This window comes from Prosthecomicrobium pneumaticum, assembly GCF_014199915.1.
GTDB classification, from domain to species: Bacteria; Pseudomonadota; Alphaproteobacteria; order Rhizobiales; family Kaistiaceae; genus Prosthecomicrobium; species Prosthecomicrobium pneumaticum.
Map to the genome: position 1 here is coordinate 300,314 of NZ_JACHOO010000003.1, position 25,277 is coordinate 325,590.

Annotated in this window: 26 protein-coding genes and 1 tRNA gene; 11 read left to right on the forward strand and 16 right to left on the reverse strand. The window is 70.1% G+C overall.

Annotated elements, in window-relative coordinates:
* Positions 1-48 precede the first annotated feature (48 nt).
* On the forward strand, positions 49-456 hold the full coding sequence (locus GGQ63_RS08510) for a flagellar export protein FliJ (RefSeq protein ID WP_183854663.1): 408 nt from the start codon (positions 49-51) through the stop codon (positions 454-456).
* On the opposite strand, the gene GGQ63_RS08515 is transcribed toward GGQ63_RS08510, so the two are convergent.
* Positions 444-1,241: a sulfotransferase-like domain-containing protein gene (locus tag GGQ63_RS08515; RefSeq protein WP_210308435.1), complete on the reverse strand. Its 798-nt coding sequence runs from the start codon at positions 1,239-1,241 to the stop codon at positions 444-446. The two genes, GGQ63_RS08510 and GGQ63_RS08515, sit on opposite strands and share 13 nt — an antisense overlap.
* Positions 1,242-1,346: 105 nt before the next feature.
* On the opposite strand from GGQ63_RS08515, the gene GGQ63_RS08520 reads away from it, so the two are divergent.
* A complete protein-coding gene (locus GGQ63_RS08520) occupies positions 1,347-2,027 on the forward strand; it encodes a cyclic nucleotide-binding domain-containing protein (RefSeq protein ID WP_183854665.1) in 681 nt (226 codons plus the stop codon).
* Here GGQ63_RS08520 and GGQ63_RS08525 read toward each other — a convergent pair.
* From GGQ63_RS08525 to GGQ63_RS08535, 3 genes are read right to left on the reverse strand one after another with little or no spacing between them, the layout of a single operon-like run.
* On the reverse strand, positions 1,983-2,921 hold the full coding sequence (locus GGQ63_RS08525) for an aminotransferase class IV (RefSeq protein ID WP_246429689.1): 939 nt from the start codon (positions 2,919-2,921) through the stop codon (positions 1,983-1,985). The two genes, GGQ63_RS08520 and GGQ63_RS08525, sit on opposite strands and share 45 nt — an antisense overlap.
* Positions 2,918-3,535, reverse strand: a complete 618-nt coding sequence (locus GGQ63_RS08530; RefSeq protein WP_183854667.1) for a GNAT family N-acetyltransferase — start codon at positions 3,533-3,535, stop codon at positions 2,918-2,920. Before GGQ63_RS08530 ends, GGQ63_RS08525 begins: the two co-directional genes overlap by 4 nt.
* Positions 3,536-3,569: 34 nt before the next feature.
* Positions 3,570-3,869 carry a DUF3572 domain-containing protein gene (locus tag GGQ63_RS08535; protein WP_246429690.1) on the reverse strand — a complete coding sequence of 100 codons (300 nt, stop codon included), beginning with the start codon at positions 3,867-3,869 and terminating at the stop codon, positions 3,570-3,572.
* A gap of 121 nt (positions 3,870-3,990) precedes the next feature.
* Here GGQ63_RS08535 and GGQ63_RS08540 point away from each other — a divergent pair, with 121 nt between their 5' ends.
* Complete coding sequence (locus GGQ63_RS08540; protein WP_183854669.1) at positions 3,991-4,362, forward strand: response regulator; 372 nt, start codon at positions 3,991-3,993, stop codon at positions 4,360-4,362.
* A 456-nt stretch (positions 4,363-4,818) separates the two neighbouring features.
* Here the strand turns inward: GGQ63_RS08540 and rpmG are convergent, their stop codons facing one another.
* From rpmG to GGQ63_RS08555, 3 genes are all read right to left on the reverse strand, one after another.
* Entirely contained in the window at positions 4,819-4,986 is a 168-nt protein-coding gene (gene rpmG, locus GGQ63_RS08545) for a 50S ribosomal protein L33 (protein WP_183854672.1), read from the reverse strand.
* Positions 4,987-5,106: 120 nt separating this feature from the next.
* The gene (locus GGQ63_RS08550) at positions 5,107-6,282 is read right to left on the reverse strand and encodes an MFS transporter (RefSeq protein WP_183854674.1); all 1,176 of its coding nucleotides are present in this window, start codon (positions 6,280-6,282) and stop codon (positions 5,107-5,109) included.
* Between the two features lie 96 nt (positions 6,283-6,378).
* Positions 6,379-6,816: a DUF983 domain-containing protein gene (locus tag GGQ63_RS08555; protein ID WP_183854676.1), complete on the reverse strand. Its 438-nt coding sequence runs from the start codon at positions 6,814-6,816 to the stop codon at positions 6,379-6,381.
* A gap of 189 nt (positions 6,817-7,005) precedes the next feature.
* Between GGQ63_RS08555 and GGQ63_RS08560 the strand changes: the two genes are divergently transcribed.
* Positions 7,006-7,509, forward strand: coding sequence for an HPP family protein (locus tag GGQ63_RS08560; RefSeq protein ID WP_183854678.1), 504 nt, complete (start codon positions 7,006-7,008; stop codon positions 7,507-7,509).
* A gap of 18 nt (positions 7,510-7,527) precedes the next feature.
* Here the strand turns inward: GGQ63_RS08560 and rnr are convergent, their stop codons facing one another.
* On the reverse strand, positions 7,528-9,807 hold the full coding sequence (rnr, locus tag GGQ63_RS08565; RefSeq protein ID WP_183855403.1) for a ribonuclease R: 2,280 nt from the start codon (positions 9,805-9,807) through the stop codon (positions 7,528-7,530).
* Positions 9,808-9,950: 143 nt separating this feature from the next.
* On the reverse strand, positions 9,951-12,626 hold the full coding sequence (topA, locus tag GGQ63_RS08570; RefSeq protein WP_183854680.1) for a type I DNA topoisomerase: 2,676 nt from the start codon (positions 12,624-12,626) through the stop codon (positions 9,951-9,953).
* Positions 12,627-12,865: 239 nt separating this feature from the next.
* On the opposite strand from topA, the gene GGQ63_RS08575 reads away from it, so the two are divergent.
* Entirely contained in the window at positions 12,866-13,045 is a 180-nt protein-coding gene (locus GGQ63_RS08575; RefSeq protein ID WP_183854683.1) for a hypothetical protein, read from the forward strand.
* 37 nt (positions 13,046-13,082) lie between these two features.
* On the opposite strand, the gene dprA is transcribed toward GGQ63_RS08575, so the two are convergent.
* The 4 genes from dprA to GGQ63_RS08595 are packed head-to-tail and all read right to left on the reverse strand — an operon-like array spanning position 13,083 to position 17,134.
* Positions 13,083-14,222, reverse strand: a complete 1,140-nt coding sequence (gene dprA, locus GGQ63_RS08580; protein WP_183854685.1) for a DNA-processing protein DprA — start codon at positions 14,220-14,222, stop codon at positions 13,083-13,085.
* A 4-nt stretch (positions 14,223-14,226) separates the two neighbouring features.
* Positions 14,227-14,838 (reverse strand): glycerol-3-phosphate 1-O-acyltransferase PlsY, encoded by a 612-nt coding sequence (gene plsY, locus GGQ63_RS08585; protein ID WP_183854687.1) that lies wholly within the window; start codon positions 14,836-14,838, stop codon positions 14,227-14,229.
* A 36-nt stretch (positions 14,839-14,874) separates the two neighbouring features.
* Positions 14,875-16,176: a dihydroorotase gene (locus GGQ63_RS08590; RefSeq protein ID WP_183854690.1), complete on the reverse strand. Its 1,302-nt coding sequence runs from the start codon at positions 16,174-16,176 to the stop codon at positions 14,875-14,877.
* 10 nt (positions 16,177-16,186) lie between these two features.
* Positions 16,187-17,134 (reverse strand): aspartate carbamoyltransferase catalytic subunit, encoded by a 948-nt coding sequence (locus GGQ63_RS08595; protein ID WP_183854692.1) that lies wholly within the window; start codon positions 17,132-17,134, stop codon positions 16,187-16,189.
* A 216-nt stretch (positions 17,135-17,350) separates the two neighbouring features.
* Between GGQ63_RS08595 and GGQ63_RS08600 the strand changes: the two genes are divergently transcribed.
* Positions 17,351-18,952: an acyl-CoA dehydrogenase family protein gene (locus GGQ63_RS08600; RefSeq protein ID WP_343061115.1), complete on the forward strand. Its 1,602-nt coding sequence runs from the start codon at positions 17,351-17,353 to the stop codon at positions 18,950-18,952.
* Here the strand turns inward: GGQ63_RS08600 and ruvX are convergent.
* Together ruvX and GGQ63_RS08610 are read right to left on the reverse strand one after the other, a co-directional pair.
* Positions 18,931-19,470, reverse strand: coding sequence for a Holliday junction resolvase RuvX (gene ruvX / locus GGQ63_RS08605; protein ID WP_183854696.1), 540 nt, complete (start codon positions 19,468-19,470; stop codon positions 18,931-18,933). The genes GGQ63_RS08600 and ruvX overlap by 22 nt on opposite strands.
* Before the next feature lie 4 nt (positions 19,471-19,474).
* Positions 19,475-20,077, reverse strand: a complete 603-nt coding sequence (locus GGQ63_RS08610) for a YqaA family protein (RefSeq protein ID WP_183854698.1) — start codon at positions 20,075-20,077, stop codon at positions 19,475-19,477.
* 137 nt (positions 20,078-20,214) lie between these two features.
* Between GGQ63_RS08610 and GGQ63_RS08615 the strand changes: the two genes are divergently transcribed.
* Both GGQ63_RS08615 and GGQ63_RS08620 read left to right on the forward strand, forming a co-directional pair.
* Positions 20,215-20,916 (forward strand): metal-dependent hydrolase, encoded by a 702-nt coding sequence (locus tag GGQ63_RS08615; protein ID WP_183854700.1) that lies wholly within the window; start codon positions 20,215-20,217, stop codon positions 20,914-20,916.
* 133 nt (positions 20,917-21,049) lie between these two features.
* Positions 21,050-22,333: a chloride channel protein gene (locus GGQ63_RS08620; RefSeq protein WP_183854702.1), complete on the forward strand. Its 1,284-nt coding sequence runs from the start codon at positions 21,050-21,052 to the stop codon at positions 22,331-22,333.
* Positions 22,334-22,344: 11 nt separating this feature from the next.
* On the opposite strand, the gene sciP is transcribed toward GGQ63_RS08620, so the two are convergent.
* Entirely contained in the window at positions 22,345-22,623 is a 279-nt protein-coding gene (gene sciP / locus GGQ63_RS08625; RefSeq protein ID WP_183854704.1) for a CtrA inhibitor SciP, read from the reverse strand.
* A gap of 309 nt (positions 22,624-22,932) precedes the next feature.
* On the opposite strand from sciP, the gene mnmA reads away from it, so the two are divergent.
* The 3 genes from mnmA to GGQ63_RS08640 all read left to right on the forward strand — a co-directional run bounded on the left by mnmA (position 22,933) and on the right by GGQ63_RS08640 (position 25,037).
* Positions 22,933-24,132: a tRNA 2-thiouridine(34) synthase MnmA gene (mnmA, locus tag GGQ63_RS08630; protein ID WP_183854706.1), complete on the forward strand. Its 1,200-nt coding sequence runs from the start codon at positions 22,933-22,935 to the stop codon at positions 24,130-24,132.
* A gap of 27 nt (positions 24,133-24,159) precedes the next feature.
* On the forward strand, positions 24,160-24,843 hold the full coding sequence (locus GGQ63_RS08635; protein ID WP_183854708.1) for a class I SAM-dependent methyltransferase: 684 nt from the start codon (positions 24,160-24,162) through the stop codon (positions 24,841-24,843).
* 117 nt (positions 24,844-24,960) lie between these two features.
* Positions 24,961-25,037, forward strand: a tRNA-Met gene (locus tag GGQ63_RS08640).
* Positions 25,038-25,277 lie beyond the last annotated feature (240 nt).

The following is a 25,277-nucleotide window of genomic DNA, read 5'->3' on the forward strand; positions in this document are numbered from 1 at the left end:
TTCGATCGCTGTCGCGCCTGCCGCCGGCTCTGAAGGGGAGCGAGGACGATGAAGTCGCGCGACAGCCTGATCCGCTCGAAGCGGTTCCAGGCGGAGGAAAAGCGCAGGCAGGTCGAGCAGATCGAGGCGATGATCGCCGAATTCGAGCGCATGGCGCGGGAGCTGAACGACCAGATCCTCGCCGAGGAGGAACGCTCCGGCATCCGCGACACGAGCCATTTCGCCTATCCGACCTTCGCCCGCGCGGCCGCACAGCGGCGTGACAATCTCATCACATCGGCCGCCGACCTGCGCGCCCAGCGCGACGCCGCGCAGCGCCTCCTCGACGCCGCGCTCGATGAATTGAAGCGCGCGGAACTGATCGCCGAACGCGGCCAGGATCGCGGCGCGAGAGCCGGCGTGGCGCCCGCGGGCGGGCGCCGGCGCGGCGCCGGCCACCCCTCTCACGCCGGCTGAGCCGCCGCCGCGAGCCGAAAGCGGGCGAGCCGTTCGTAATGGGGCCGCGCCGCTTCGGCGATCGGCTTCAGCGAGTCGTCGAGATCGGCGAAGGCGATCTCCGGCCGCGGCGGGCCGAAACCGGTCGACGCTTCGACCGCATGGTACCAGTGCGGCGCCCAGACCCCGTCGGTCGCCCGCCGGCCGGGCGGCCAGGCGAGCATCGCCGGCTCGAAGGAGAGCGAAAGCGCCGCGCAGAGGGCCGCGAGCACGCCGGCCGGGTCGGCGAGCACATCGGCCCCGTCGATCACCGGAGGCGCCGCACCGAGCCGGTCGGCCACCCGTTCGAAGATCTCCGCCTGCTGGACGAAGCCGAGATCGGCGAGCGCCACCGTCTCGCGCTTGGCGCGATAGGAGGCGAGCACGCTCTCCGGCCGGCGGATCAGGAAGGCGTTCCGCACCGCATCGCTCCAGCCGAGCGGAAAGCCCGGCAGCATGTGGTGCGTCATGTGCTTCTGGTAGAAGAGCGTCGTGCCGGCCGGAACCGGTCCGGTCAGCGCTGCGGCGACCGCGTCTGGATCGGTCTCGCCGGCGGCGATCACCGCCTCGGCCATCGGATGGTCGAGGCCGGTTGCGGCGAGATAGGCGGCATAGAAGGGTTCGTCGACGACATGGGCGTCCCGCCGGTTGCCGAAAGCGCGCATCATCGCGGTCGAGATATTGCGCGGTCCCGACCACATCGCGATGCGGGCGACGCCATCGTCGGCGGTCCCGGAATATGACAGGACGGTGTCGGTATATGACATCGCGCGGCGCCTCCGCCCCATGATATGGAACCCATAGAATCAGTCCGCGGGGGAAGCCCCACTGCGGCGCCATGATCCCGGTCTCCTCGGTCGGTCGCAAGACGCATGTCCCTCGTCCTCTTCCATCTCGCGAATGCGATCGCCTTTCTCGCCTTCCTGTTCCGCGACCAGCTCTATTTGCGGGCGATCACTGTCGTGTCGATGGTGCTGCAGTCGGTCTACTACTTCACCATCGTCGGCGGGCCGCTCTACAACCCGCTGTTCTGGAAGGCCGTGACCTTCCTGCTCAATGCCGGGATGATCGTGCTCCTCTTCCGCGACCGCATCGGCTACGGCATCGATCCGCGAACCCGGCCGCTCTATGACCAGCTCGAAGTGCTGAGCTACGGCCAGTTCCGCCGGCTCCTCGCGGCCGGGCGGCGGATCGACGGGCCGGCAGCCCTGATCGAGGAAGGCAAGCGGCCGGGCGCGCTCTACTTCGTCCTGTCGGGCGAGGCGGAGGTGCGCAAGAACGGCGAGACGCTGGCGGTCGGGCCGCACATCTTCCTGGGCGAGATCGCCTTCCTGACCGGCGGCACGGCGAGCGCCTCCGTCCGGCTCGCAGAAGATGCGCACTGCCTCGCCTGGGACGTCGCCGCGCTGCGGACGCTGATGGCGAAGGAGCGGGCGATCGACATAGCGCTCCGCGGCTTGATGAACCGCGATCTCGCGGCGAAGACGGCGCGCTCCGCGCTCGGCCCCTCAGTCGATCGGCGAAAGGCCGCCGGCGACCAGATCGCGGTATAGGCCGCGCAGCCGCTCGATCATCGGCGTCGCGCCGGTGCCGATCCGCCTTCCGTCGACGATGCGCACCGGCACGAGGCCGGCGAAGGTGCCGGTGACGAAGGCCTCGTCGGCGCCATAGGCGTCGACGAGGCTGAAATCCTTCTCGAACACCGGCAGGCCGGCCGCCCGGCCCATCGCGATGACGTTGCCGCGGGTGATGCCGCCGAGACAGTAGCCGCCGGTCGAGGTCCAGATCTCGCCCTTGCGGACGATGAAGAAATGGGTCGAGTTGCAGGTCGCGACGAAGCCGCGATCGTCGAGCATCAGCGCTTCGTCGGCGCCCGCCTCGGTCGCCTGGATGCAGGCGAGGATGCAGTTGAGTTTCGAATGGGAGTTGAGCTTCTGGTCCTGTTCGGCCGGCCCGGTGCGCCGGACATGGGCAGTGAAGAGCTTCAGCCCCTTCTCTACCGTCTCCGGCTTCGGCAGCTTGTATTCCGGCACGATGACGATCGTCGCCTTGCCGATGGCGAGCCGCGGGTCCTGATAGGGCGTGCGCTTGACGCCGCGGGTCACCATCAGCCGGACGTGCACGCCGTCCGTCATGCCGTTCGCCTTCAGGCAGTCGAACAGCCGCCGCTTCAGCGCAGCCCGGTCGAGCCCGATGTCGATCATCAGCGCGTGCGCGCCCTCATAGAGCCGGTCGAGATGCGGCTCGAGGAAGGCGACACCGCCGGCGACGACGCGCAAGCCCTCCCAGACGCCGTCGCCCAGCACGAAGCCGGAATCGAACACCGAGACCACCGCCTCTTCGCGCGGCACGAGCCTGCCGTTGACCGAGATCAGGATGTGGTCGTTGCGCGGATCGTCGACATAGCCGTGCACGCCGGTGGCGGGCGTCTCCCCGGCCATCATCATGACCTCTCCTCCGGCTCGATCAGCGGAATGTGCGGTCCGGCGCTGCGCGGCAGATGGCCGGTCAGCCGCGGATCGGGCGACACCTCGACGGCGAACTTGTACGGTCGGAAGCCGGACTTCGCATAGAAGGGCAGGGCGGCCGGGGAATCGAAGCTGCAGGTGTGCAGCCAGACCCGTTCGATGCCGGGGCGCCAGGCGGCGGCGAGGGTGGCGTCCATCAGCACCGCCGCAGCGCCCCGCCCCGCCGCTTCCGGCACGACGCCGAACATCGCGATCTCCACATCGTCACGGCCGACATGGATCTCCGAAAGGCCGATCGGCCCGGTATCGTCCTCGAGATAGCGCGTCTCGGTGTCCGGACGGGACAGCAGGGCGCGCAGTTCCTCCTCCGGCATGACGGCGCGGGAGAACCACAGCCAGCGCTCGCCGATGCGCGAATAGAGCTGTCGATAGCTCGCGGTTTCGGGCCTTTCGATGCGGCGCACCCGCAGGTCCGGCCGGTCGCCGCGCGGCGAGGCGGGCGGGGTGCGCATCTCGAGATAGGTCACCATATTGGCGATCCGGCCCGGCGGCAGATCGGTATAGCCATCGAGGTCGAGCGGAAGGAAGGGCATGCGAAGGGCTCGGCGGGTTGAGAGGCGGACGGGCTCAGCCCTCGAAGGGGAGGGTGGCGTCGAGCACGTGGCGGGCCGCCGCGATCATGGTCGGGCGGATCGCCTCGCGGGCGGCGAAGGCGATCAGAAGGGGTTCGTTCGAGAGCATATATTCGAGCACGCCGACGAGGAAAGCGGGCTCGCCGGCAGCGGCGCGGATGCTCTCGGGGCCGATCCCGGTCAGCGCCAGGAACTGGCCGAGTTCCTCGGGTTCGCCGGCGATGAAGGCGAGGGCGCGGACCGCGAGCGTCTCCGCCTCGGTTTCGGTCATCCGCGCCGGGCGGTCTCGCAGCATCGCGGGTTTGCCTTTCCGAAACGATTCCATCGCTAGAGTCTTATCGCACATTCGCGCGCCGCGTGCCTGCGCCGCCCTCTTCGGGCGACCGAAAGCGGCAGGGCCGGGACGGAGAAGCATCATGCCGAAGACGGTCCTGGTCGTGGAAGACAACGAGCTCAACATGAAGCTCTTCCACGATCTCCTCGAAGCGCACGGCTATGCCGTCATCCAGTCCCGCCATGCGCTGGAGGCGATCGAACTGGTGCGCCGGCATCGTCCCGATCTCGTCCTGATGGACATCCAGCTGCCCGAGGTCTCCGGCCTCGAGGTGACGAAATGGATCAAGGAAGACGATTCGATCAAGTCGATCCCGGTGATCGCGGTGACCGCCTTCGCGATGAAGGGCGACGAGCAGCGCATCCGGGAGGGGGGCTGCGAAGCCTATCTGTCGAAGCCGATCTCCGTCGCGAAGTTCCTGGAGACGGTGAAGGCCTATCTCGGCGACGGGTGAGTCGCGAAGGAAGGGGCCGGGCGAGGTCGAGCCGCAACCTGTGATCGAAGCGATCGGGGATCGTCCCGTCGAGCCTGCATCTTCGGTCAAAAAATACATCAAATTTTGAAATAATCTGCCGGCAGAGCCGCTCGATCCATTCCGCTGGCGAACGGTTCGTTCTATGGTGATGGCGATCGGATGGCGCTTCGGAATCGACCGGAGCGCCACGGTGACACCCCGTATGCCCAGGTCCGCCGCATCTCCTGGCATGTGGGGTCGGCTCGGCCCAGAACGGCGAGAGTGGCCTCCTCGTTGACCCGTTCTGGGCCGGCCACCTTCATCGACATGTCTGCAGACGTTCCCGTGCGCGGGCCCCCCACAGGGGCGCCGTTCGCGGAAGGCCGAACCGAACGCCGGGCAAGAAAAAAGGCGCCGCGAACGGCGCCTCGTCTCCGCCAGCCTCCGGGATGAGGCTTACTTGATCTTCGCCTCGCGGAACTCGACGTGCTTGCGCGCGACCGGGTCGTATTTCTTGACCGTCAGCTTCTCGGTCATGGTGCGCGAGTTCTTCTTCGTGACGTAGAAGAAGCCGGTGTCGGCCGAACTCACGAGCTTGATCTTGATGGTGGTGGCCTTGGCCATGGGGAGAACCTTCCGGAAATAAAGGCGCGGCCCGGGTCGAGGACCAACGGCCGATTTGGCCGGGAACCTAGCCGAGCCCGCCGCAATGTCAAGGCTCGCGGCGGCTGGTCGCCCGGGTGTTCAGCCGTTCTGGGCGGCCCTGGTGGTCAGCCGGATGAAAACGAGCACGATATAGGCGAGGAAGAAGGCGCCGAGCGCCACCGCGAAGCCGTGCGGCCGCCAGACGTCCATCGCCGCGCCGATCACCGCGGGGCCGCCCAGCGCACCGGCGGAATAGCAGAACACGAAGGCGGCATTCGCGGTCGCGAGGTCGGCGCCCGAGAAGCGCGAGCCGAGATGGGCGAGGCCCACCGTATAGAGTGCACCGACCGAGCCGCCCCACAGGCCGAGCAGGATCATGAAGGGCCAGAAGCCGTGCGCCACCAGCGGCGTCACCGCGGAGCCGACGAGTCCGCAGACGGCGATGCCGAGGAGCAGCGCCCGCCGGTCGATCCGGTCGGAGAGCAGGCCGATCGGCAATTGCATGACGATGTTGCCGATCGTCACCGCGATCGCGAACAGGATCACCGTGTCGCGGTCGAAGCCGACCGCCTGGCCATAGAGCGGCAGGAGGGCGAAGGCGCCGCTCTCGATCATGCCGAAGAGCAGCGCCGCGCCGGTGGCCACCGGCGCGAGGAAGAGGAAGCGGCCCATGCCGCCCCGGGCATGGCCGGAGAGCCGCGGCGCGCCATTGCCGCCGGCGAGGATCGGGATCACCGCGAGGGCGAGCACGATCGCGCCGGCGCCGAAGGGCGGCAGGCCGTTGAGCCCGGTCAGTCGCAGGACCAGCGGTCCGCAGGCGAAGCCGAGCGACAGGAGTGTTGCATAGAGCCCCATGACGAGGCCCCGGCGGGCGGGCGGGGCGACCGTCGAAATCCAGAACTCCGACAGCACGAAGGTGACGGTGAGCGCCGCGCCGGCGAGGAAGCGGAGCGGGAACCACAGCCAGAAATTCTCGGCGAGCCAGAACAGCGGCAGGGCCGCCGCCATCGTCGCGATCGACAAGGCGAGAAGCCGCGACGTGCCGATGAAGGCGGCGAGGCGCGGGACGAAGGGGGTGATCGCCATCGAGGCGAGGCCCCAGGCCGCGGTGTTGATGCCGATCCAGGTGTTCGAAATGCCGCGCGCCTCGAGCGTCAGACTGAGCAGCGGCATGGCGATCGAGAAACCGAGGCCGACGGCGGCGACCGAGGCGAGCGGCGCGACGAGGCTGCCGTTCCGGCAGGGCTCGGCCTCGATTTCGGCACTATGCGACATCGGCACCTCGGGCAGGGGAATGGCTCGGGCGAGGAGAAAAGACTCGGCGGCTCGTCATCTACAGGGCGGAAGGGTGGCTCGCCACCCCCGGAGCCGTCAGGCCGACCGGCTCGGCTCGGGATCGTTCGGATCCCCCTCGGGATCGAAGCCGTGCATGCGCAGCGCCCATTGCAGGCCGACGACGGCGCCCTTCACCGGCCGCAGCAGGCCGAGAGTGAGAACGAGGGTGAGCGGCAGCCAGATCGCGAGATGGGTGGCGTTCGAGAGCTGCCAGTGGGTGGCGACCACGAGGATCAGCGGAACGACGATATGGCCGACGATGAAGATCGTGAAATAGGGCGGCGCGTCGTCCGCCCGCTGGTGCGACAGATCCTCACCACAGGCGTCGCAGCGGTCGACCACCTTCAGATAGCCGTCGAAGAGCGCCCCCGTGCCGCAATGCGGACAGCGGCAGAGAAAGCCCTTGGTCAAGGCCGGCATCAGCGGGCGCTTCGGCGGCGCGGCGGCGTCGGTCCGCCCGGTCCAGTCGCTCATCGTCCCCTCCAGCATGCCCTCCCATATCTGTGCCGGCGCGGCGGGCGCAAGCCGTTGCGGCGGCTGGCCGCGCCCTTCTGGAAGCGCTTTCCGCAAAACGGCCTCCGATTGGAACGGATGCATTTGCCATCCGACCGCGCCGATGGCTATGCAGACGGCCGATCCACTGTCCCTGGCGAGCGTTGCCCCATGCGTCGTCACATCCGGCCCTTTCTCGCCCGGCACGAGCCGCGCGGCCGGCTCATCCTCCATCTCAAGTCCGGTTCGGGGGCGATGCTCGGCATGGGCCTCGTCGGGGCACTCTCCTCCCTCGTCCATCTGCCGCTCCTGATCGCACCCTTCGGGGCGACCGCTGTGCTCCTGTTCGGCCAGCCGGCGAGCCCGCTCGCCCAGCCGATCAACGTGTTCGGCGGCTATCTGCTCGCCGCGGCGATCGGGGTCGTCGCGGTTCTCGCCTTTCCCGGCTCGCTCGTCGCCACCGCGATCGCGGTCGGCCTCGTCATCGCGCTGATGCTGGCGCTGCGCGTGACCCATCCGCCGGCGGGCGCCATCCCGATCGTCGCCGCAGCGGCCCCGGCGGCACCCGCCGCGCTGTTCGCGGTCGTGCTGATCGGCAGCGCGAGCCTGATCGCCTTCGCCGTGCTCCACCACCGCCTGCCGCCGCGCCACGACTATCCGCGGCGGCTTTCTTGACGCGGCCCGCCTGAGCGGTCAGCGGCCGCGGCGTGGCCCCGCGCGCCGCGACGGCCCGCCGGTCCGGCTGCGGCCGGGTGCCGTGCGGACCTTTCGCTCGCCCTTCGGCAGGCGCCGGCCTTCGGTCAGCATCTCGAAACGCAGTGCGCCGGCGATCGGCGCCACTTCGACGAGCCGCACCTCGACCGCGTCGCCGAGCTGGTGCATCTCGCCCGTCCGCTCGCCGATCACCGCGTGGCGGGCCTCGTCATAGACGTAATAGTCCTGCCCGAGCGAGCCGATCGGCACGAATCCGTCGGCGCCCGTTTCGGCGAGCTTCACGAACAGCCCGGCCTTGGTCACGCCGGCGATCCGGCCGGCGAAGCTCGCGCCGATCCTGTCGGCGAGCCAGTGCGCCACCAGCCGGTCTACCGTCTCGCGCTCGGCCGCCATCGCCCGCCGCTCGGCGCCGGAGATCTCGGTCGCGATGTCGGCGAGCCGCTCTTCGATGCCCTCGGGGAGCCCGCCCTCGCCGAGATCGAGCGAGCGGACGAGCGCCCGGTGCACGATCAGATCGGCATAGCGGCGGATCGGCGAGGTGAAATGTGCGTAGCGCCGCAGGTTGAGGCCGAAATGGCCGATGTTCTGCGGGTCGTAGACGGCCTGGCTCTGCGAGCGCAGCACCACCTCGTTGACGAGCGTCTCGTGTTCCGTTCCCTTCACCCGGGCGAGGATGTGGTTGAACTGGCCCGGCCGCAGATTGCCGCTCTTCGGCAGCGAGAGCTCAAGCGAGGCGAGGAATTCGCGCAGCGCCTCGATCTTGGCGAGCGAGGGTGCATCGTGGACGCGATAGACGAGCGGCGTCTTGCGCCGTTCGAGCGTCTCCGCGGCGGCGACGTTCGCCTGGATCATGAACTCTTCGATCAGCCGGTGGGCATCGAGCCGCTCCGGTACCACGATCCGGTCGATCGCACCGGACGGCGCGACGATCACCTTGCGCTCGGGAATGTCGAGGTCGAGCGGCTGGCGTTTGTCACGGCCCCGTTTCAGCGCCTCATAGGCCCGCCAGAGCGGCCGCAGCACCGGCTCGAGGAGCGGACCGGTCTTGTCGTCCGTCCGGCCGTCGATCGCCGCCTGCGCCTGCGCATAGGAGAGCTTCGCCGCCGAGCGCATCATCACGCGGTGGAAGACATGGAAGGTCTTCTTCCCCTCCGCCGTGAAGCGCATCCTGACCGCGATCGCCGGCCGGTCCTCCCCCTCGCGCAGCGAGCAGAGATCGTTCGAGATCCGTTCGGGAAGCATCGGCACGACGCGGTCCGGGAAATAGACGGAATTGCCGCGCTTCAGCGCTTCCCTGTCCATCGCCGAGCCCGGCCGGACATACCAGGAGACATCGGCGATCGCGACCGTGACGAGGAAGCCGCCCGGGTTCTCGGGATCAGGATCGGGCTCGGCATGGACGGCGTCGTCGTGATCCTTCGCGTCGGCCGGGTCGATGGTGACGAGGGGGAGGGTCCGCCAGTCCTCGCGGGCCGTGAGCGGAGCGGTCTTCGCCGCCTCCGCCTCGGCGAGCACCGGAGCCGGGAAGATGTGCGGGATGCCATGGACGTGAAGGGCGATCAGGCTCACCGCCTTCTCGCTCGTCATCGCGCCGACCACCTCGAGGACGCGGGCGCGTGCCCGCCCGGACCGGCCGAACCGCTTCACCTCGACCTCGACGAGATCGCCGTCCTTCGCGGCGCCGAGATCCTCCTCGTCGACGTCGATCTCGTTCTGCTTGCGATCGACCGGCTCGATACGGCCGCCCTGCGGCGTTCTGCGCAGCACGCCGATGATCGCCGCCGGCCGCCGCTCGATCAGTTTGATGACCTTCGCCGTATAGGCGAAGTCGGTCTCCTCGCCGTCAGCCGGCGCCAGCCGGGCGAGCACGCGGTCGCCCAGGCCGGGCGCCGGGGCGATCGGCTGGCCGCGCTGCGGCACGAGCAGGATGCGCGGCGGCCGGCCCTCGGCGTCCCATTCGTGCGGCTCGGCGACGAAATCGCCGTCCGCATCGCGCTCGACGATCGTCAAGACGCTGACGGTCGGCAGCGCGCCGGCGCGGCTGAGGGTCTTGCGGCGCCGCTCGACGACGCCGTCTTCCGCCATGTCCTTCAGGAGCTGCTTCAGGCCGATCCGCGCGGCGCCGGCGATGCCGAAGGCGCGGGCGATCTCGCGCTTGCCCGCCTTGCCGGGATGGCCGGCGATGAAGGCGAGGATTTCTTCCCGCGAGGGCAGGCCGTCGCCGCTCCGCTTGGCGGGTGACGCGGGGGGCGCGGCCATGGTCTTGGCCCGGCGCGGCCGTTTCGCCGCCGGGGCCTTCGCCTCGCCGTCCTCACCGTCCGCGTCGCCGCCCTTCCTCGCCACCTGTCTCCACTCCGTGCCGGACGGCAATGTCCGATGGGAGCACGCCGTTCCGGCGGGTGCTACTCCCCGGCCGCGCGCTTCGCCTTGGCGGCCGGCTTCTTCTTCGCCGGTGCCGCCTTCTTCTCGGTCGGGCCCTTGTCGGCCGCCGTCTTCTTCGCCGCGGTCTTCGCGCCGGTGCTGCGGCCGCGAGCCGGCTTCGCCGGGGCACGGCCCGCCCGTTCGGCGAGGAGCGCCACCGCGACCTCCATCGTCATCGCCTCGGGCTCCGTGCCCTTCGGCAGGGTCGCATTGACCTTGTCGTGGTTGACATAGGGGCCGTAGCGGCCGGCCCGCACCGTCACCGGGCCGCCGAGCGTCGGATGCTCGCCGAGCGTCTTCAGCGCCTCGGCACCGGGCCGGGCGGCGCGACCCCCCTTAGCCTTCTTCTCGGCGAGCACGCTGACCGCCCGATTGAGCCCGACCGTGAACACTTCCTCGACCGAATCGAGATTGGCGAAGGTGCCGTCATGGACGACGAACGGCCCGTAGCGGCCGATGCCGGCCTCGATCGGCTTGCCGGTCTCGGGATGGTTGCCGACGGTCCGCGGCAGCGACAGCAGGGCGAGCGCCCGTTCGAGATCGAGGCTCGCCGCGTCCCAGCCCTTCGGCAGGCCGGAACGCTTCGGCTTCTCCTTACCCTCGGCCTCGCCGAGCTGGACATAGGGGCCGAACCGGCCGGAGCGGAGCGTCACCTCGAGCCCGCTCGTCGGATCGGTGCCGAGCAGGCGCGTGCCGTCGGCCGACAGCCCCGCCTCGCCGTCGCGCGCCGCCGCCTCCTCGCCGGAGCTGCCGAGCTGGCGGGTGAAGCGGCATTCCGGATAGTTCGAACAGCCGATGAACGCGCCGTACTTGCCGAGCTTCAGCGACAGCTTGCCGGTGCCGCAGACCGGGCAGGTGCGCGGGTCGGCCCCGTCGGCACGCGGCGGGAAGACGTGCGGCCCGAGCAACTCGTTGAGCGCGTCGAGCACCTCGGCGACGCGCAGTTCCTTCGTCTGGTCGACATCGTGCGAGAACTGGCGCCAGAACTCGCGCAGCACGTCTTTCCAGGAGATCTCGCCGTTCGAGATCCGGTCGAGCTGCTCTTCGAGGCCCGCCGTGAAGTCGAACTCGACATAGCGCGAGAAGAAGCTCTCGAGGAAGGCGGTGACGAGCCGGCCCTTGTCCTCCGGCATCAGCCGCTTCTTTTCGAGCCGGACATATTCACGGTCGCGCAGCACGCCGAGCGTCGCGGCGTAGGTTGACGGCCGGCCGATGCCGAGCTCTTCCATCCGCTTGACGAGCGTCGCCTCGGTGTAGCGGGGCGGCGGCTCGGTGAAGTGCTGCGTCGCCTTCAGCTCGCGCTTCTCGAGCGTCTCGCCGACGAGGATCTTCGGCAGCCGGCCCTCGTCCTCGTCGCCTTCGTCGTCCTTGTCCTCGTTATAGAGGGCGAGGAAGCCGTCGAAGGTGAGGACCTGGCCGTTGGCACGCAACTCGAGCCGGCGGTCGCCCGCTTCGACGAGCACGTCGACGACGGTCCGCTCGAGCTCGGCCGATTCCATCTGGCTGGCGATCGTCCGCTTCCAGATCAGCTCGTAGAGCCGCGCCTGCTCGGCGTCGAGGAAGCGCGAAACGTCCTTCGGGTGGCGGCGCGGATCGGTCGGGCGGATCGCCTCGTGCGCTTCCTGTGCGTTCTTCGCCTTCACCTGATAGCGGCGCGGCGCGCCGGGCAGGTGGCGGCGCGAGAAATCGCTTGCGATCACGTCGCGCACCGCGGCGACCGCTTCGGGCGCCATGTCGACGCCGTCGGTTCGCATATAGGTGATGAGGCCGACCGTCTCGCCGCCGAGCTCGACGCCCTCATAGAGGCGCTGGGCGATCTGCATGGTGCGGTTCGGCGCAAGGCCGAGCTTGCGGCTCGCTTCCTGCTGCAGCGTCGAGGTGGTGAAGGGCGCGAAGGGATGGCGCTTCGCGGGCTTCGATTCGACCGCTCCGACGGTATAGCGGCCGGCGTCGAGCGCGGCGCGGAAGGCCTGCGCCTCCTCCGCGGTGCCGACATCGAGCCGGCCGATCTTCTTGCCGTCGGCGCCGACCAGCCGGGCCTCGAAAGTGTCGCCGCGCGGCGTCGCGAGGGTCGCGACGAGCGACCAGTATTCGCGGGCCCGGAAGGTCTCGATCTCGTTCTCGCGGTCGCAGACGAGGCGCAGCGCCACCGATTGCACCCGCCCCGCCGAACGGGCGCCGGGGAGCTTCCGCCACAAGACCGGCGAGAGCGTGAAGCCGACGAGATAGTCGAGCGCGCGGCGGGCGAGATAGGCGTCGACCAGATCCCCGTCGATCGGCCGCGGGTTCTTCATCGCGTCGAGCACGGCCTGCTTGGTGATCGCGTTGAAGACGACGCGCTCGACCGGTTTGGCGATCCGCTTCTCGCGCAGCACTTCGAGCACGTGCCAGGAGATCGCCTCGCCCTCGCGGTCGGGGTCGGTGGCGAGGATCAGGCGGTCGGCCTTGCGTGCCGCGGCGGCGATGTCCGACAGGCGCTTCTGCGCCTTGCCGTCGACCGCCCAGTCCATCGCGAAATCCTCATCCGGACGCACCGAGCCGTCCTTCGACGGGAGGTCGCGGACATGGCCGTAGGAGGCGAGGACCTGATAGTCCGAACCGAGATATTTGTTGATGGTTTTCGCCTTGGCCGGCGATTCCACAATGACGAGATGCATGTGCGGCTTGAACTCTCGGCGGCGCCGACGGCGCGCCGGTGAAAGAGGAAAGAGGGGCGCTCCCTGGCATCGCCCGGCACCCCTCGACGGGCGCGACAATCCCGGAAAGCGGGGAGGCTGTCAATCAAGGCTCCGCGCGCATTGCGCGCTATGCAACCTGAAGGTGTTGTATCGCGTAACGACAATCAGATATAGTTCTGCCTCGACGCTGCGATCCTCGGTTGCAGGGGCAGGGGACGATGAACATATCGGACGGCGACGGCGACGATCGGCATGCCATTGCGGCCTATATCGCGAGCCTGTCGGCCGAATTGAAGATGATGGCGAGCCGCGCGGGTCTGGGCATGCTCGCCTATCTGCTCGCCATGGCCGAGCAGGAAGCCCGCCAGCCGGGCGACGGGCCGCACGGGCGCCGCTGAGCCGCGGTCCGCCTGCCGCGTCGGCAGTGCCGGCCGGCTACCGCTCGATCAACGAGACGCGCTGCCCCGGATGGCGGGCAATACGGCCTGCGAGGTCGAGCTCGAGCAACAGGATCTGCACGGTCGAAGCAGACAGTCCGGTGAAGCGGATCAGGTCGTCGATACCGATCGGGGCGGGGCCGAGCGCCTCGATCAACCGGGCCCGGTCGTCCGCCGCCGGCTCGTCGGCCCGTTCGAGCGCGTCCTCGCCCTCTTCGCGCCAGTCCGGCGGCGGGGCGAGCGGCCGGCCGAACTGCGGCGCGACCAGTTCGGCAATGTCGGCCGCCTCGGTGACGAGGTGGGCGCCGTTCTTGATCAACCGGTTGGTGCCGGCCGCGCGCGGGTCGAGCGGCGAGCCGGGCACGGCGCAGACGAGACGGCCCTGTTCGGCCGCGAGGCGCGCCGTGATCAGCGAGCCGGACCGGTCCGCCGCCTCGACGACGACGACCGCCGCCGCCATGCCCGAGACGATCCGGTTGCGGCGCGGGAAATCGCGGGCGCGCGGCTCCCAGTCGAGCGGCATCTCGGAGAGATGCGCGCCGCCCTCGGCGAGGATTCGCTCGGCGAGGTCGAGATTCTCGGGCGGATAGAGCCGGTCGAGCCCGCCGGCGGCAACCGCCACCGTGCCGGTCGAAAGGCTCGCCTCGTGCGCGGCGGCGTCGATGCCGCGGGCGAGACCGGAGACGATCAGAAAGCCCTGCATCCCCAGGCCGCGGGCGAGCGACATGGCGATCTTGCGGCCGGCGACGGAGGCATTGCGCGCCCCGACGATCGCCACGGCCGGGCGACGGGTCAACCCGGCCGTGCCGCCGCGCAGCGCAACGAGGGGCGGCGCGCCGTCCGCCTCGCGCAGCCAGGGCGGATAGTCCGGCTCGCCGATGCCGACGAAGCGGCCGCCGAGCCGGTCGAGCGCCTCGATCTCGCGTTCGGCATCGGCCGCACTCGCGATCCGGATCGGCCGGCCGCCCCGCTGCGCGAGCCGCGGCAGAGCATCGAGCGCGGCCGCCGCCGAGCCGAAATGGTTGAGGAGATCGCGGAAGGTCGCCGGGCCGACATTTTCGGAGCGGATCAGCCGCAGCCAGGCGACGCGCTGCGCCGCGCCGAGGGGAATGCCGGGCTCTGCGGGACCGGCCGTCATCCGCTCAGCCCTTCTTGCCGATCCGGCTCTCGGTGCCGGCCAGCAGGCGCTTGATGTTCTCGGCGTGGCGGATCCAGACGATCACCGCGAGCACGGCGAAGAGCTGCGCCTCGGCCGGCCTGCCGAGCAGGGCGAGGGCGATCGGCACCGCGACCGAGGCGGCGAGCGCACCGAGCGAGGAAAAGCGCGTGACGAAGGCGACCGCGAGCCAGACGACGGCGAAGACGATCGCGCCCGGCCAGGCGATGCCGATCAGCACGCCGAGAAAGGTCGCGACGCCCTTGCCGCCCTTGAAGCGCAGCCAGACGGGGAAGAGATGGCCCATGAAGGCCGCGAAGCCGGCGAGGAGCGCCGGCTCGAGCCCGTAGCGGCCGGCGATCACCACCGCCGCCGTTCCCTTCAGTGCATCGCCTAGAAGGGTCGCCGCGGCGAGGCCCTTGCGGCCGGTGCGCAGCACATTGGTGGCGCCGATATTGCCCGAGCCGATCTGGCGGATGTCGCCCGCCCCGGCGAGCCGGGTGAGGATCAGGCCGAAGGGGATCGAGCCGAGCAGATAGCCGAAGGCGAGCGCCATCAGCATCTGTTCGAGCGGTATGGTCCAGCCGGATGCGAACATCGCGTCCCCCTCTTGCGGCCCCCGCGTCGCCGCGACCTAGGATTGAGCGTAGCGGTAGACGGTCCGCCCGGCAACGAGCGTCCGAAGCACCCGGCCCGAGAAGCGGGCGCCCTCGAAGGGCGTGTTCTTCGAGCGCGAACGCAGGCCCTCGGCGGCGCAGATCCAGGGCATGTCGGGATCGATGAGGACGAGATCAGCCGGCGCGCCCGGCGCCAGCCGGCCGCCGGGAAGACCGAGCAGTTCGGCCGGACGGGTCGACAGGGCGCGGAAAAGCGTGAGAAAATCGGTGCGGCCGTCATGGACGAGCCGCAGTGCCGCCGCGAGCAGCGTTTCGAGCCCAACCGCACCATCGGCCGCCTCGGCGAAGGGGTGCCGCTTGGTGTCGACGTCCTGCGGGTCGTGGCTCGACACGATCACATCGATCGTGCCGTCGGCGACGCCGTCGATCATCGCCTGCCGGTCCTCCTCGGCGCGCAAGGGCGGCGTCATGCGGAAGAAGGTGCGGTAGGGTCCGATGTCCCGCTCGTTCAGCGTCAGATGGGCGACCGACACGCCGCAGGTGACGGCGAGCCCGGCCTTCTTGGCGCGACGGACGACGTCGAGCGATTCAGCGCAGGAGATCTGCGCCGCGTGATAGCGCCCGCCGGTCAGTGCCGCGAGCCGCACGTCGCGCTCGACGACGATGATCTCGGCCTCTTTCGGGATGCCCGGCAGGCCGAGGCGCATCGCCGTCTCGCCCTCGTTCATCACTCCCGCGCCGACGAGATCGGCGTCGGTCGGCTGGTTGACGATCAGGGCGCCGAAATCCCTGGCGTAGGTGAGGGCGCGCCGCATCACCTGCGGGTTGGCGACCGATCTCCGCCCGTCGGTGAAGGCGACCGCGCCCGCTTCGCGCAGCAGGCCGATCTCCGTCATCTCCCGGCCGGCGAGATGCTTGGTGAGCGCCGCCATCGGCAGCACCCGAACCGCCGCGGTGTCGCGCGCCCGCCGGGCGATGAAATCGACCAGCGCCGGATCGTCGATCACCGGGTCGGTGTCGGGCATCGTCACGATCGTCGTCACGCCGCCGGCGGCCGCCGCCTGGCCGGCCGAGGCGAAGGTCTCGCGGTGGTCGGCGCCGGGCTCGCCGACGAAGACGCGGACGTCGACGAGGCCGGGCGCCACGATGCGACCTGCGGCGTCGACGATCTCGGCACCGTCCGGCGTGCCGGTCGCGCCGGGGCCCGCCGCCTTGATCACGCCGTCCGTCACGACGACGCGGCCGGGCGCGTCCAGTCCGCGGGAGGGGTCGACGACGCGTGCATTCTCGAAGACGATCGGGCGGGAGAGGCTGTCCATCGTCCCGTCCTCAGTTCGGCAGGTGCTGGGCGAGCGCCTCGAGCACCGCCATCCGCACCGCGACGCCCATCTCGACCTGCTCGCGGATCAGGCTCTGCGGCCCGTCGGCGATCTCCGAATCGATCTCGACCCCGCGGTTCATCGGTCCGGGATGCATGACGAGCGCGCCCGGCGCGGCGAGCGCCAGCTTCTCGGCGTCGAGGCCGAAATAGCGGAAATATTCCCGCACCGACGGCACGAAGGAGCCGTCCATCCGCTCCCGCTGCAGCCGCAGCATCATGACGATGTCGGCGCCCTCGAGCCCCTTGCGCATGTCGGTGAAGATGTCGACGCCGAGCCGGTCGAGCGCCTTCGGCAGCAGCGTCGAGGGGCCGACGCAGCGGATTTCGGCGCCGAGGGCGGAGAGGAGCAGGATGTTCGACCGCGCGACGCGGGAATGGAGGATGTCGCCGCAGATCGCGATTCGCAGCCGGTGGATCGGCCCCTTGTGGCGGCGGATGGTGAGCGCATCGAGGAGCGCCTGGGTCGGGTGCTCGTGCGCACCGTCGCCGGCATTGACGACCGAGCAGCCGACCTTCTGGGCGAGGAGGTGCACGGCGCCCGCGGCATGATGGCGGACGACGAGAATGTCCGGGTTCATCGCGTTGAGCGTCATCGCCGTGTCGACCAGCGTCTCGCCCTTCTTCACCGAGGAGGCGCCGACCGACATGTTCATCACGTCGGCGCCGAGCCGCTTGCCGGCGATCTCGAAGGAGGACTGGGTCCGCGTCGAGGCCTCGAAGAAGAGATTGATCTGGGTGCGGCCGCGCAGCACCGATTTCTTCTTCTCGACCTGGCGGCTGACCGCCACGGCCTCCTCGGCGAGGTCCAGAAGGGTGACGATCTCGGCCGGGGTCAGTCCCTCGATGCCGAGCAGGTGGCGATGCGCGAAGCCGCGCGTCTTCGATGCGCTGTCCATCGAAGCGACGCCTATAGGCGGAGTCGGGGAGGGCGGCAAGGCGGCGGAGGACGATCGGCACAGGATTCCTCCGTCCGTCTTCGCCTCTTTTCTTACCGTCGCAGCGGCCGAATTTCCGCCCTGTTAACCTTGACCGTCGACCATTGGCCTCATTCATGAGCGGCGTGGGGGTTCGGCGTGCTGCCGGAGTTCGAGACACACGAGGTGACGAATCGGGTGCCGGCCATCGCCGCCGGCAACCTGCTGTCGTCCGATCCCGTGCTCGGCGCCCTCGTCGAAGGGCTGCCGGCCTCGGTCGTCGACGGCCTGTCGACCTTCGGCCAGCAATGGGGGGCGGCGGAGATCCGCGATCTGGGCCGTGTGCTCGAGGCCAATCCGCCGGTCCTGCGCAGCCATGACGCCGGCGGCGCGCGGCTCGACGCGATCGAGACGCATCCGGCCTGGAACGCCCTGATGCGGCGCAGCGTCGGCGCGGGCCTTCACGCCTCGATCTGGGATGCCGGCGGCGAGGAGGCGCGTGTCCGTGCCGTCGCCCGCGCGGCGCGGCTGATGATGGCGGCGCAGGTCGAACCCGGCCATCTCCTGCCCATCATCGCGAACAATGCCGCGCTCGCCGCGCTCGCCCATGCCCCGAAGCTCAGCGAGGCCTGGCTGCCGCTCGCCCGGTCGCGGCGGTTCGATCCGCGCAGCCTGCCGCTCGCCGAGAAGACCGGCGCGATCGTCGGTTTCGCCACCACCGAGAAGCAGGGTGGCTCGGACCTGCGCGCCGCTTCGACGCGCGCCGAAACGGCGGGGGATTCGCTCTACCGGCTGGTCGGCCACAAATGGTATGTCGCCGCGCCGACCGCCGACGGCCTGCTCGTCACCGCGCAGACGCTCGAGGGCCTGACCCTCTTCCTGGTGCCGCGGTTCACGCCGGATGGCCGGCGCAACCCGTTCCGCATCGTCCGGCTGAAGCCGGCGCTCGGCTTCCGCGCGCTCCCCGCCGCCGAGATCGAGTTCACCGGCACGCTCGGCCTGCCGGTCGGCGAGGTCGGCCGCGGCCTCGTGACGGTTCAGGACACCCAGGCCTTCGCCCGCCTCGACGGCGCGCTGATCGCTGCCGGGCTGCTCCGCCAGGGGCTCGCAGAGGCCGCTCATTTCGCCCGCCATCGCCGCGCCTTCGGCGCTCCGCTGATCGACCAGACGCTGATGACGCGGGTGCTCGCCGACATGGCCCTCGACGTCGTGGCGCTCGCCGCGCTCGCCTTCCGCCTCGCAGAGGCGATCGACCGGGCGCATGACGAGCCGCTCGAGGCCGCCTTCGCGCGGCTGATGGCGCCGGTGGTGCGCTATCTGACGGCCAAGATCGGCCCTGCCCTGATCGCCGAGGCGATCGAGGCGATGGGCGCCGCCGGCCTCGACGAGGCGGGGCCGCTCGCCCGCGCCTATCGCGCCATGCCGGCGCTCGCCGTCCTCGACGGACCGGGCAACATACTGGCGCTCGACGTGGTGCGGGTGCTGCGCCGCTCGTCCGATCCGCTCGAAGCCGTGCTCGCGGTGATCGAGGACGGCCTCGGCCAGGCCGCCCGCTCGACGCTCAACGTGCTGCGCGCCGCCGGCGCGGTCGCGCTCGCCGACGAGGGCTCCGCGCGCATCCTCGTCGAACAGCTCGGGCTGACCGTCGCGGCTGCGGCGCTCCGCCGTCGCTTTCCGACCGTCGTCGCCGACGCCTTCCTCGAATCGCGGCTCGGCAAGCCCTGGCGAGCGACCTATGGCATGCTCGACGCGCGCTTCGATGCGCGGGCCTTCGTCGATTATGTCTGCCCGAAGCTCTGATCGTCGCGGGCGGAAGCCGCGTCCTCTTCGGCGTCGCGCGCGTCCTCGGCGATCCGCCGCAGCCGGTCGAGCGCGCCCTGCAGGATGAAGGCGGCGGCCATCTTGTCGACCAGTCCGGCCCGCTTCTTCCGGCTCGTATCGGCCTCGATCAGCGTGCGGGTGACCGCGACCGTCGACAGCCGCTCGTCCCAGAACACCACCGGCAGGTCGAGCCGCGGCGCGAGATTGCGGATGAAGGCGCGCGTCGCCTGAGCCCGCGGTCCTTCCGAGCCATCCATGTTGAGCGGCAGGCCGATGACGAGCGCCGCCGGCCGGTGCTCGGCGATCAGCGCGGCCAGCGCTTCGGCATCGGCGGTGAACTTCTTGCGGATGATGGTGGTGAGCGGCGAGGCGAAACGCCGCGACAGATCGGACAGCCCGACGCCGATCGTCTTCGTCCCGAGATCGAGGCCGAACAAGACCGCCGCCGGCGGCAAAGCGGGCGCAAGGGCGTCGAGGGTGAGGATCGTCGCGGCCATGGGGTCAGATATAGACGACGGCGACGAAGCCCAGAACGATGAGGAGGATACCCGCGATCATCACCGTGTTGAAATGGCGGTCGATGATCGCCCGCGCCTGCGGCCCGAAGGCCCAGAACAGCGCCGCGACGATGAGGAAGCGCGCGCCGCGGGTGAGGAGGGCGGACACCGTGAAGGTGGTCAGGTCCATATGGACGACGCCCGAGGCGATGGTGACGAGCTTGAAGGGAATCGGCGTGAAGCCCTTCGCCACGATGATCCAGGCGCCCCATTCGTTGAAGCGCTGCTGGAAGGTATTGAAGGCCTCCTCGAGATGATAGAAGGCGATCACCGGGCGGCCGATCGCCTCATAGAGCCCGGCGCCGATCGCATAGCCGAACAGTCCGCCCACCACCGAGGCGACGGTGCAGACGAGCGCCGCGGCGAGCCAGCGCTCGCGCCGCGCGAGCACGATCGCGGCGAGCACCGGATCGGGCGGGATCGGGAAGAAGGAGGCCTCCGTGAAGGAGACGAGCGCGAGCACCCAGAGCGCATTGCGCCCGGCGGCGATCAGCATGATGCGATCGAACAGGCGCTGCATCGCGCCGCGCCGCGCCGTCACGGACATCTCTCACCCGCTCGCTTGACCGATCTCGTTCCGGCCGTCCTTATCGCCCAATCGCTTCCGCGCCGCAACGCGAGGCCCGTCCCTCGCCGCGCCGCCTCGCCGATCCATATTCCTCCGACCGCAGAAAGGACCCCGCCATGAAGCTCACCTGGTATGGCCACTCCGCCTTCCGCATCGAGATCGCCGGTGCCGTCATCCTGATCGACCCCTTCCTGACCGGCAATCCGGTGTTCAAGGCGACCGTCGGGGCGGCGAGCGCCGGCGCCACCCATGTCGTGCTGACGCACGGCCATGGCGACCATCTCGGCGACGCCGCGGCGATCGCGAAGGAGACCGGCGCGAAGATCATCGCCGATGCCGACATCTGCTCCTGGCTGGGCCGCAAAGGTGTCCAGAAGCTCGACCCGATGAACACCGGCGGCACCACCGATCAGGGCGCTTTCCGCGTCTCCTATACGGTCGCGCACCATTCCTCCGCGACGGTCGACGAGAACGGCGTTTCGCATGCGCTCGGCCATCCGCACGGTATCGTGATCCGCGCCGAAGGCGAGAAGACGCTCTATCATGCCGGCGATACCGACATCTTCTCGGACATGGCGCTGATCGACGAGATCTACGCCCCGAAGATCGGCATCCTGCCGGTCGGCGACCGGTTCACCATGAACGGCACCGTCGCCGCCATGGCGGCGCGCCGCTTCTTCCATTTCGAAACCGTCATCCCCTGCCATTACGGCACCTTCCCGCTGATCGACGCGACGCCCGAGCGCTTCGTCGAGGGCATGCGGGGCGCCGAGGCGAAGGTGCTGGTGCTCGACAACGGCGTGCCGGTCGACCTCTGAGCCGCGGGGTTCCGGCGAAGGACGGGACACCCCCGCGGCGTCCCGTCCCGGTCGAAAGCCGGTGCGCTGCCTTTCCCCCGCCGTCGGCGGCGCCTAGAAGGGGCGTTCCTCCCCGCCGGGATGCTCCCCGCCGATGATCCTCTTCTCCCGCAATCCCATCCTCGCCGAGACGCTGCGCCGCCGCGCCGCCAGCCTCGTCGGCGCGGTGCTGATCGGTCTCGCGGCCCTCGGCTTCGCCGCCGCGGCGGACCTCGCGCAGAGCGGCTTCGCCCGGGCGATCGCCGCCTTTCCGCTCGCCGCGCTCCTCGTCACGCCCTTGGGCTTCGCGCTTCTCGCCTTTCTCACGCTGCGCTACCTGCCCGAGGCGCGCGGCTCCGGCATCCCGCAGGTGATGGTGGCGGCGACGCTGCCGGAGCCCGAGCGCTCGCCGCTCGTCGCGCTCTCGACCGCCGCGGCGAAGCTCGTGCTCACCGTCGCGGGCCTCGCCCTCGGCGCCTCCTCGGGGCGCGAGGGGCCGACCGTCCAGGTCGGCGCGGCGCTGATGGTCGCCGTGCACCGGGCGTTCCGCGTGCCGCTCTCGGCCGCGGTCGTCATCGCCGGCGGTGCGGCGGGCGTCTCCGCCGCCTTCAACACCCCGCTCGCCGGCATCGCCTTCGCGATCGAGGAACTCGCCGCCGCCTATGAGCAGCGGCTCGCCCTTCTCGTCATGGCGACGGTGATGATCGGCGGGCTCGTCAGCCTCGGCATCGCCGGCGACTATCTCTATTTCGGCTCGATCGGCGATGCGCTGCCGTTGCGGCAGGCGCTCTATCTCGTGCCCGTCGTCGCAGTGATCGGCGGGCTCGCCGGCGGCGGGTTCTCGCGCGCGCTGCTATTGGTGCTCGGCGGCGGCTCGGCGCTGGTCCGCCGGGTCCGCAGCCGCCCGCTTCTCTTCGCCGCCGGCTGCGGCCTCCTCGTCGCGGCGATCGGCGTCGCCACCGGCGGGCTCACCTGGGGCACCGGCTACGAGCCCGCCAAGGCGTTGATCGAGGGGGAGGCGCAGCCGCTCTGGTTCGCGCCGGCGAAGCTCCTCGCCGGCTTTGCCACCGCCGCGAGCGGCATTCCGGGCGGCATCTTCGCGCCCTCGCTGTCGATCGGCGCCGGGCTCGGCGGCCTCGTCGCGCCGCTCTTTCCCGGCAGCCCGCTCGGCGCTGTCGCGCTCATCGCGATGACGGCCTATTTCGTCGGCGTCGTTCGGGCGCCGCTCACCGGCGTGATCATCATCATGGAGATGACCGGCAGCCGGCAGATGGTGCTGATCCTGATCGCGACGGCGCTGATCGCGGAAGGCGTCGCCGCGCTCGTCTGCCCGGAGCGGCTCTATCACGGGCTGGCGCGGCCCTTCCGCCGCACCGATCCGCCGGCCGCACCGGGCTGACCGGCGTCCGCTCAGGGTTCGCGGTATTTCTGCAATTGCGTGGTGCGCAGCCCGGCGAGGCCGTGACGGTCGATCGACTGCTGCCAGGAGAGGAATTCCTCGACGGTCAGCGTATAGCGGCTGCAGGCTTCCTCGAGGCTCAGGAGACCGCCCCGGACGGCGGCAACCACTTCGGCCTTGCGTCGAATGACCCAGCGCTTGGTGTCCCGCGGCGGAAGATCGGCGATCGTCAGCGGGCTGCCGTCGGGTCCGATCACATATTTGACCCGCGGCCTGATCTGTTCGGTCATTCTACACTCACACTCGTCCTGAACCGATGGGGGCGAACGTAGAGAAGTCCTTTTAAAATTTGCCTAAGCGGAACTCTCTCATTCGCCTCAAGGTTTAGCGCCCGCGCGGTCCGTCGGCGGGGCTCCGGCGCTTCCCCATGGATGCCGCTGCGGCACCTCCCCCGCTGCACCGCACGCGATGCGGGAACCCGGGCGGGCCATGGGGTTGGCGAGGTCGCGCCGCGCGGTCCGCAGCCGCGCCGGTGCGATGCGGCAAAAGACCGGACCCGCCTTGAAGATGACGGGATCGCGGCTATAGTCCGCCGCGCGATGGCTCACACCCTCAACAGTCTCGACCTGCCGGGGCGCCCGGAGGATACCCGGATCGTGGTCGCGATGTCGGGCGGGGTCGATTCGTCCGTGGTCGCCGGCCTCCTGAAGCGCCAGGGCTACGATGTCGTCGGCATGACGCTGCAGCTCTACGACCATGGCGCCGCGACGCACCGCAAGGGCGCCTGCTGCGCGGGGCAGGACATCCACGACGCCCGCCGCGTCGCCGAGGCGCTCGGCATCCCGCATTACGTCCTCGATTACGAGGCGCGCTTCCGCGAGCAGGTGATCGACCGTTTCGCCGAGAGCTATCTCGCCGGCGAGACGCCGGTGCCCTGCATCGCCTGCAACCAGACGGTCAAGTTCTCCGACCTGATGGCGACCGCCCGCCAGCTCGGCGCGGCGGCGCTCGCCACCGGCCATTATGTCGACAGCCGGGCGCTTCCCGGCGGCGGACGGGGGATGTTCCGCCCCGCCGATCTCGATCGCGACCAGAGCTATTTCCTCTTCGCGACCACGCCGGAGCAGCTCGCCTTCCTGCGCTTCCCGCTCGGCGGGCTGACCAAGCCCGAGACCCGGGCGATCGCCCGCGAGCTCGGCCTCTCGGTCGCGGACAAGCAGGACAGCCAGGACATCTGCTTCGTGCCGCAGGGCCGCTATTCCGACGTGATCGAGAAGCTGAAGCCGCATGCTGGCAGGCCGGGCGAGGTCGTCCATGTCGACGGCCGCGTGCTCGGGCGCCATGACGGCATCTTCCGCTTCACCGTCGGCCAGCGCCGCGGCCTCGGCGTGGCGAGCGGCGAGGCGCTCTATGTCGTGCGGCTCGAGGCGGAAACGGCGCGGGTCGTCGTCGGCCCCCGCGAGGCGCTCGCCACCCACCGCCTGGCGCTGCGCGATCTCAACTGGATCGGTGGCTCGCGCCTCGGCGACCTGCCGGAGGCGGGCATCGAGCTGTTCGCGCGCGTGCGCTCGACGCGGCCGCCGCAGGCGGCGCGGCTGTTCCGCGAAGGCGGCCGCGCCTTCGTCGAGCTGGCGATCGGCGAGACGGGCGTCGCGCCGGGCCAGGCCTGCGTTCTCTATGATGGCGAGGGCGCGGGCGCCCGTGTCCTCGGCGGCGGGTTCATCGAGCGGGGAATGCGGAGCGATTCTCCGGCTTCCGGCGTTGGCAGGGACCACGCGCCGCAGCCGGCCTCCATCTGACGATCGCATTGGAAACGGGGATCCGCCATGCTCGACGACGTCGCCAAGAAGCTGAAGAGCCGGCAGAATCGGCCCCCGCGGCGGAAAGCCCGGGTCGACGTGCCGTCGGTGCGGCGGGCCTATGCGCGCTGGGCGCCGGTCTATGACCGGGTGTTCGGCACCGGCTTCCGCGCCGGCCGCGCCGCGGCGATCGCCTATATCAACGAGCTCCCGCCCGGCCGCGTGCTCGAATGCGGCGTCGGCACCGGCATTTCGCTGCCCGCCTATCGCGACGGCCATCGCATCACGGGCATGGACGTCTCCCCCGACATGCTCGAGATCGCGCGCGAGCGCGTCGCCCGTGATCGGCTCGCAAATGTCGACGCGCTCGACGAGGCGGACGCCGCGGCGCTGCCCTATGCCGACGAGAGCTTCGACATTTCGGTGGCGATGTTCGTGATCACCGTCGTGCCCGAGGTGGCGCCGGTGATGAGCGAGCTGATCCGCGTCACGAAGCCGGGCGGCCGGGTGGTCTTCGTCAGCCATTTCTCCGACCAGCGCGGCTGGCGCAAGACCTTCGGCGAGGCGCTCGCCCCGCTCTCGGCCTCGCTCGGCTGGCACACCGATTTCACCATCGACCGGATCATGGGCTATCCGCGTCTGCGCCATGTCGAGACGCGCCGCATCGGCCCGCTCGGCTTCTTCTCCCTCGTCGTCTTCGAGCGCGTCTGAGACCGCCGCGCCGCGCCTGTGGACGGCCCCGCCTCCGGCCGGACGGCTTGCTTGACACCGTCCGGCCCACCTCCTTATATGCGCGCCACCCGGCGCCGGTAACGGCGACCCTTATGGGGCGGAGTAGCTCAGCCGGTTAGAGCAGAGGAATCATAATCCTTGTGTCGGGGGTTCGAATCCCTCCTCCGCTACCACTGATCCCTGGAGAGGGATGAGGAGCGGGACGCGGCACCGGTGAACCTTTTCTTCGCTGTCTCCATCTCCACCTCAGAGCATCCGTCACCCCGGCCTCCGTGCCGGGGTCCATAATCGTGAGGCGGGGCGGCTTCGAGCGCCGGTTCTACCGCGCACACCCGTCATCCCGCGCGAGGCAGCGCCGAGACCCGGGACCCATCGCGCAGAGCCCGGGCCGGGTCCTCATTGGGCCGGCCGTC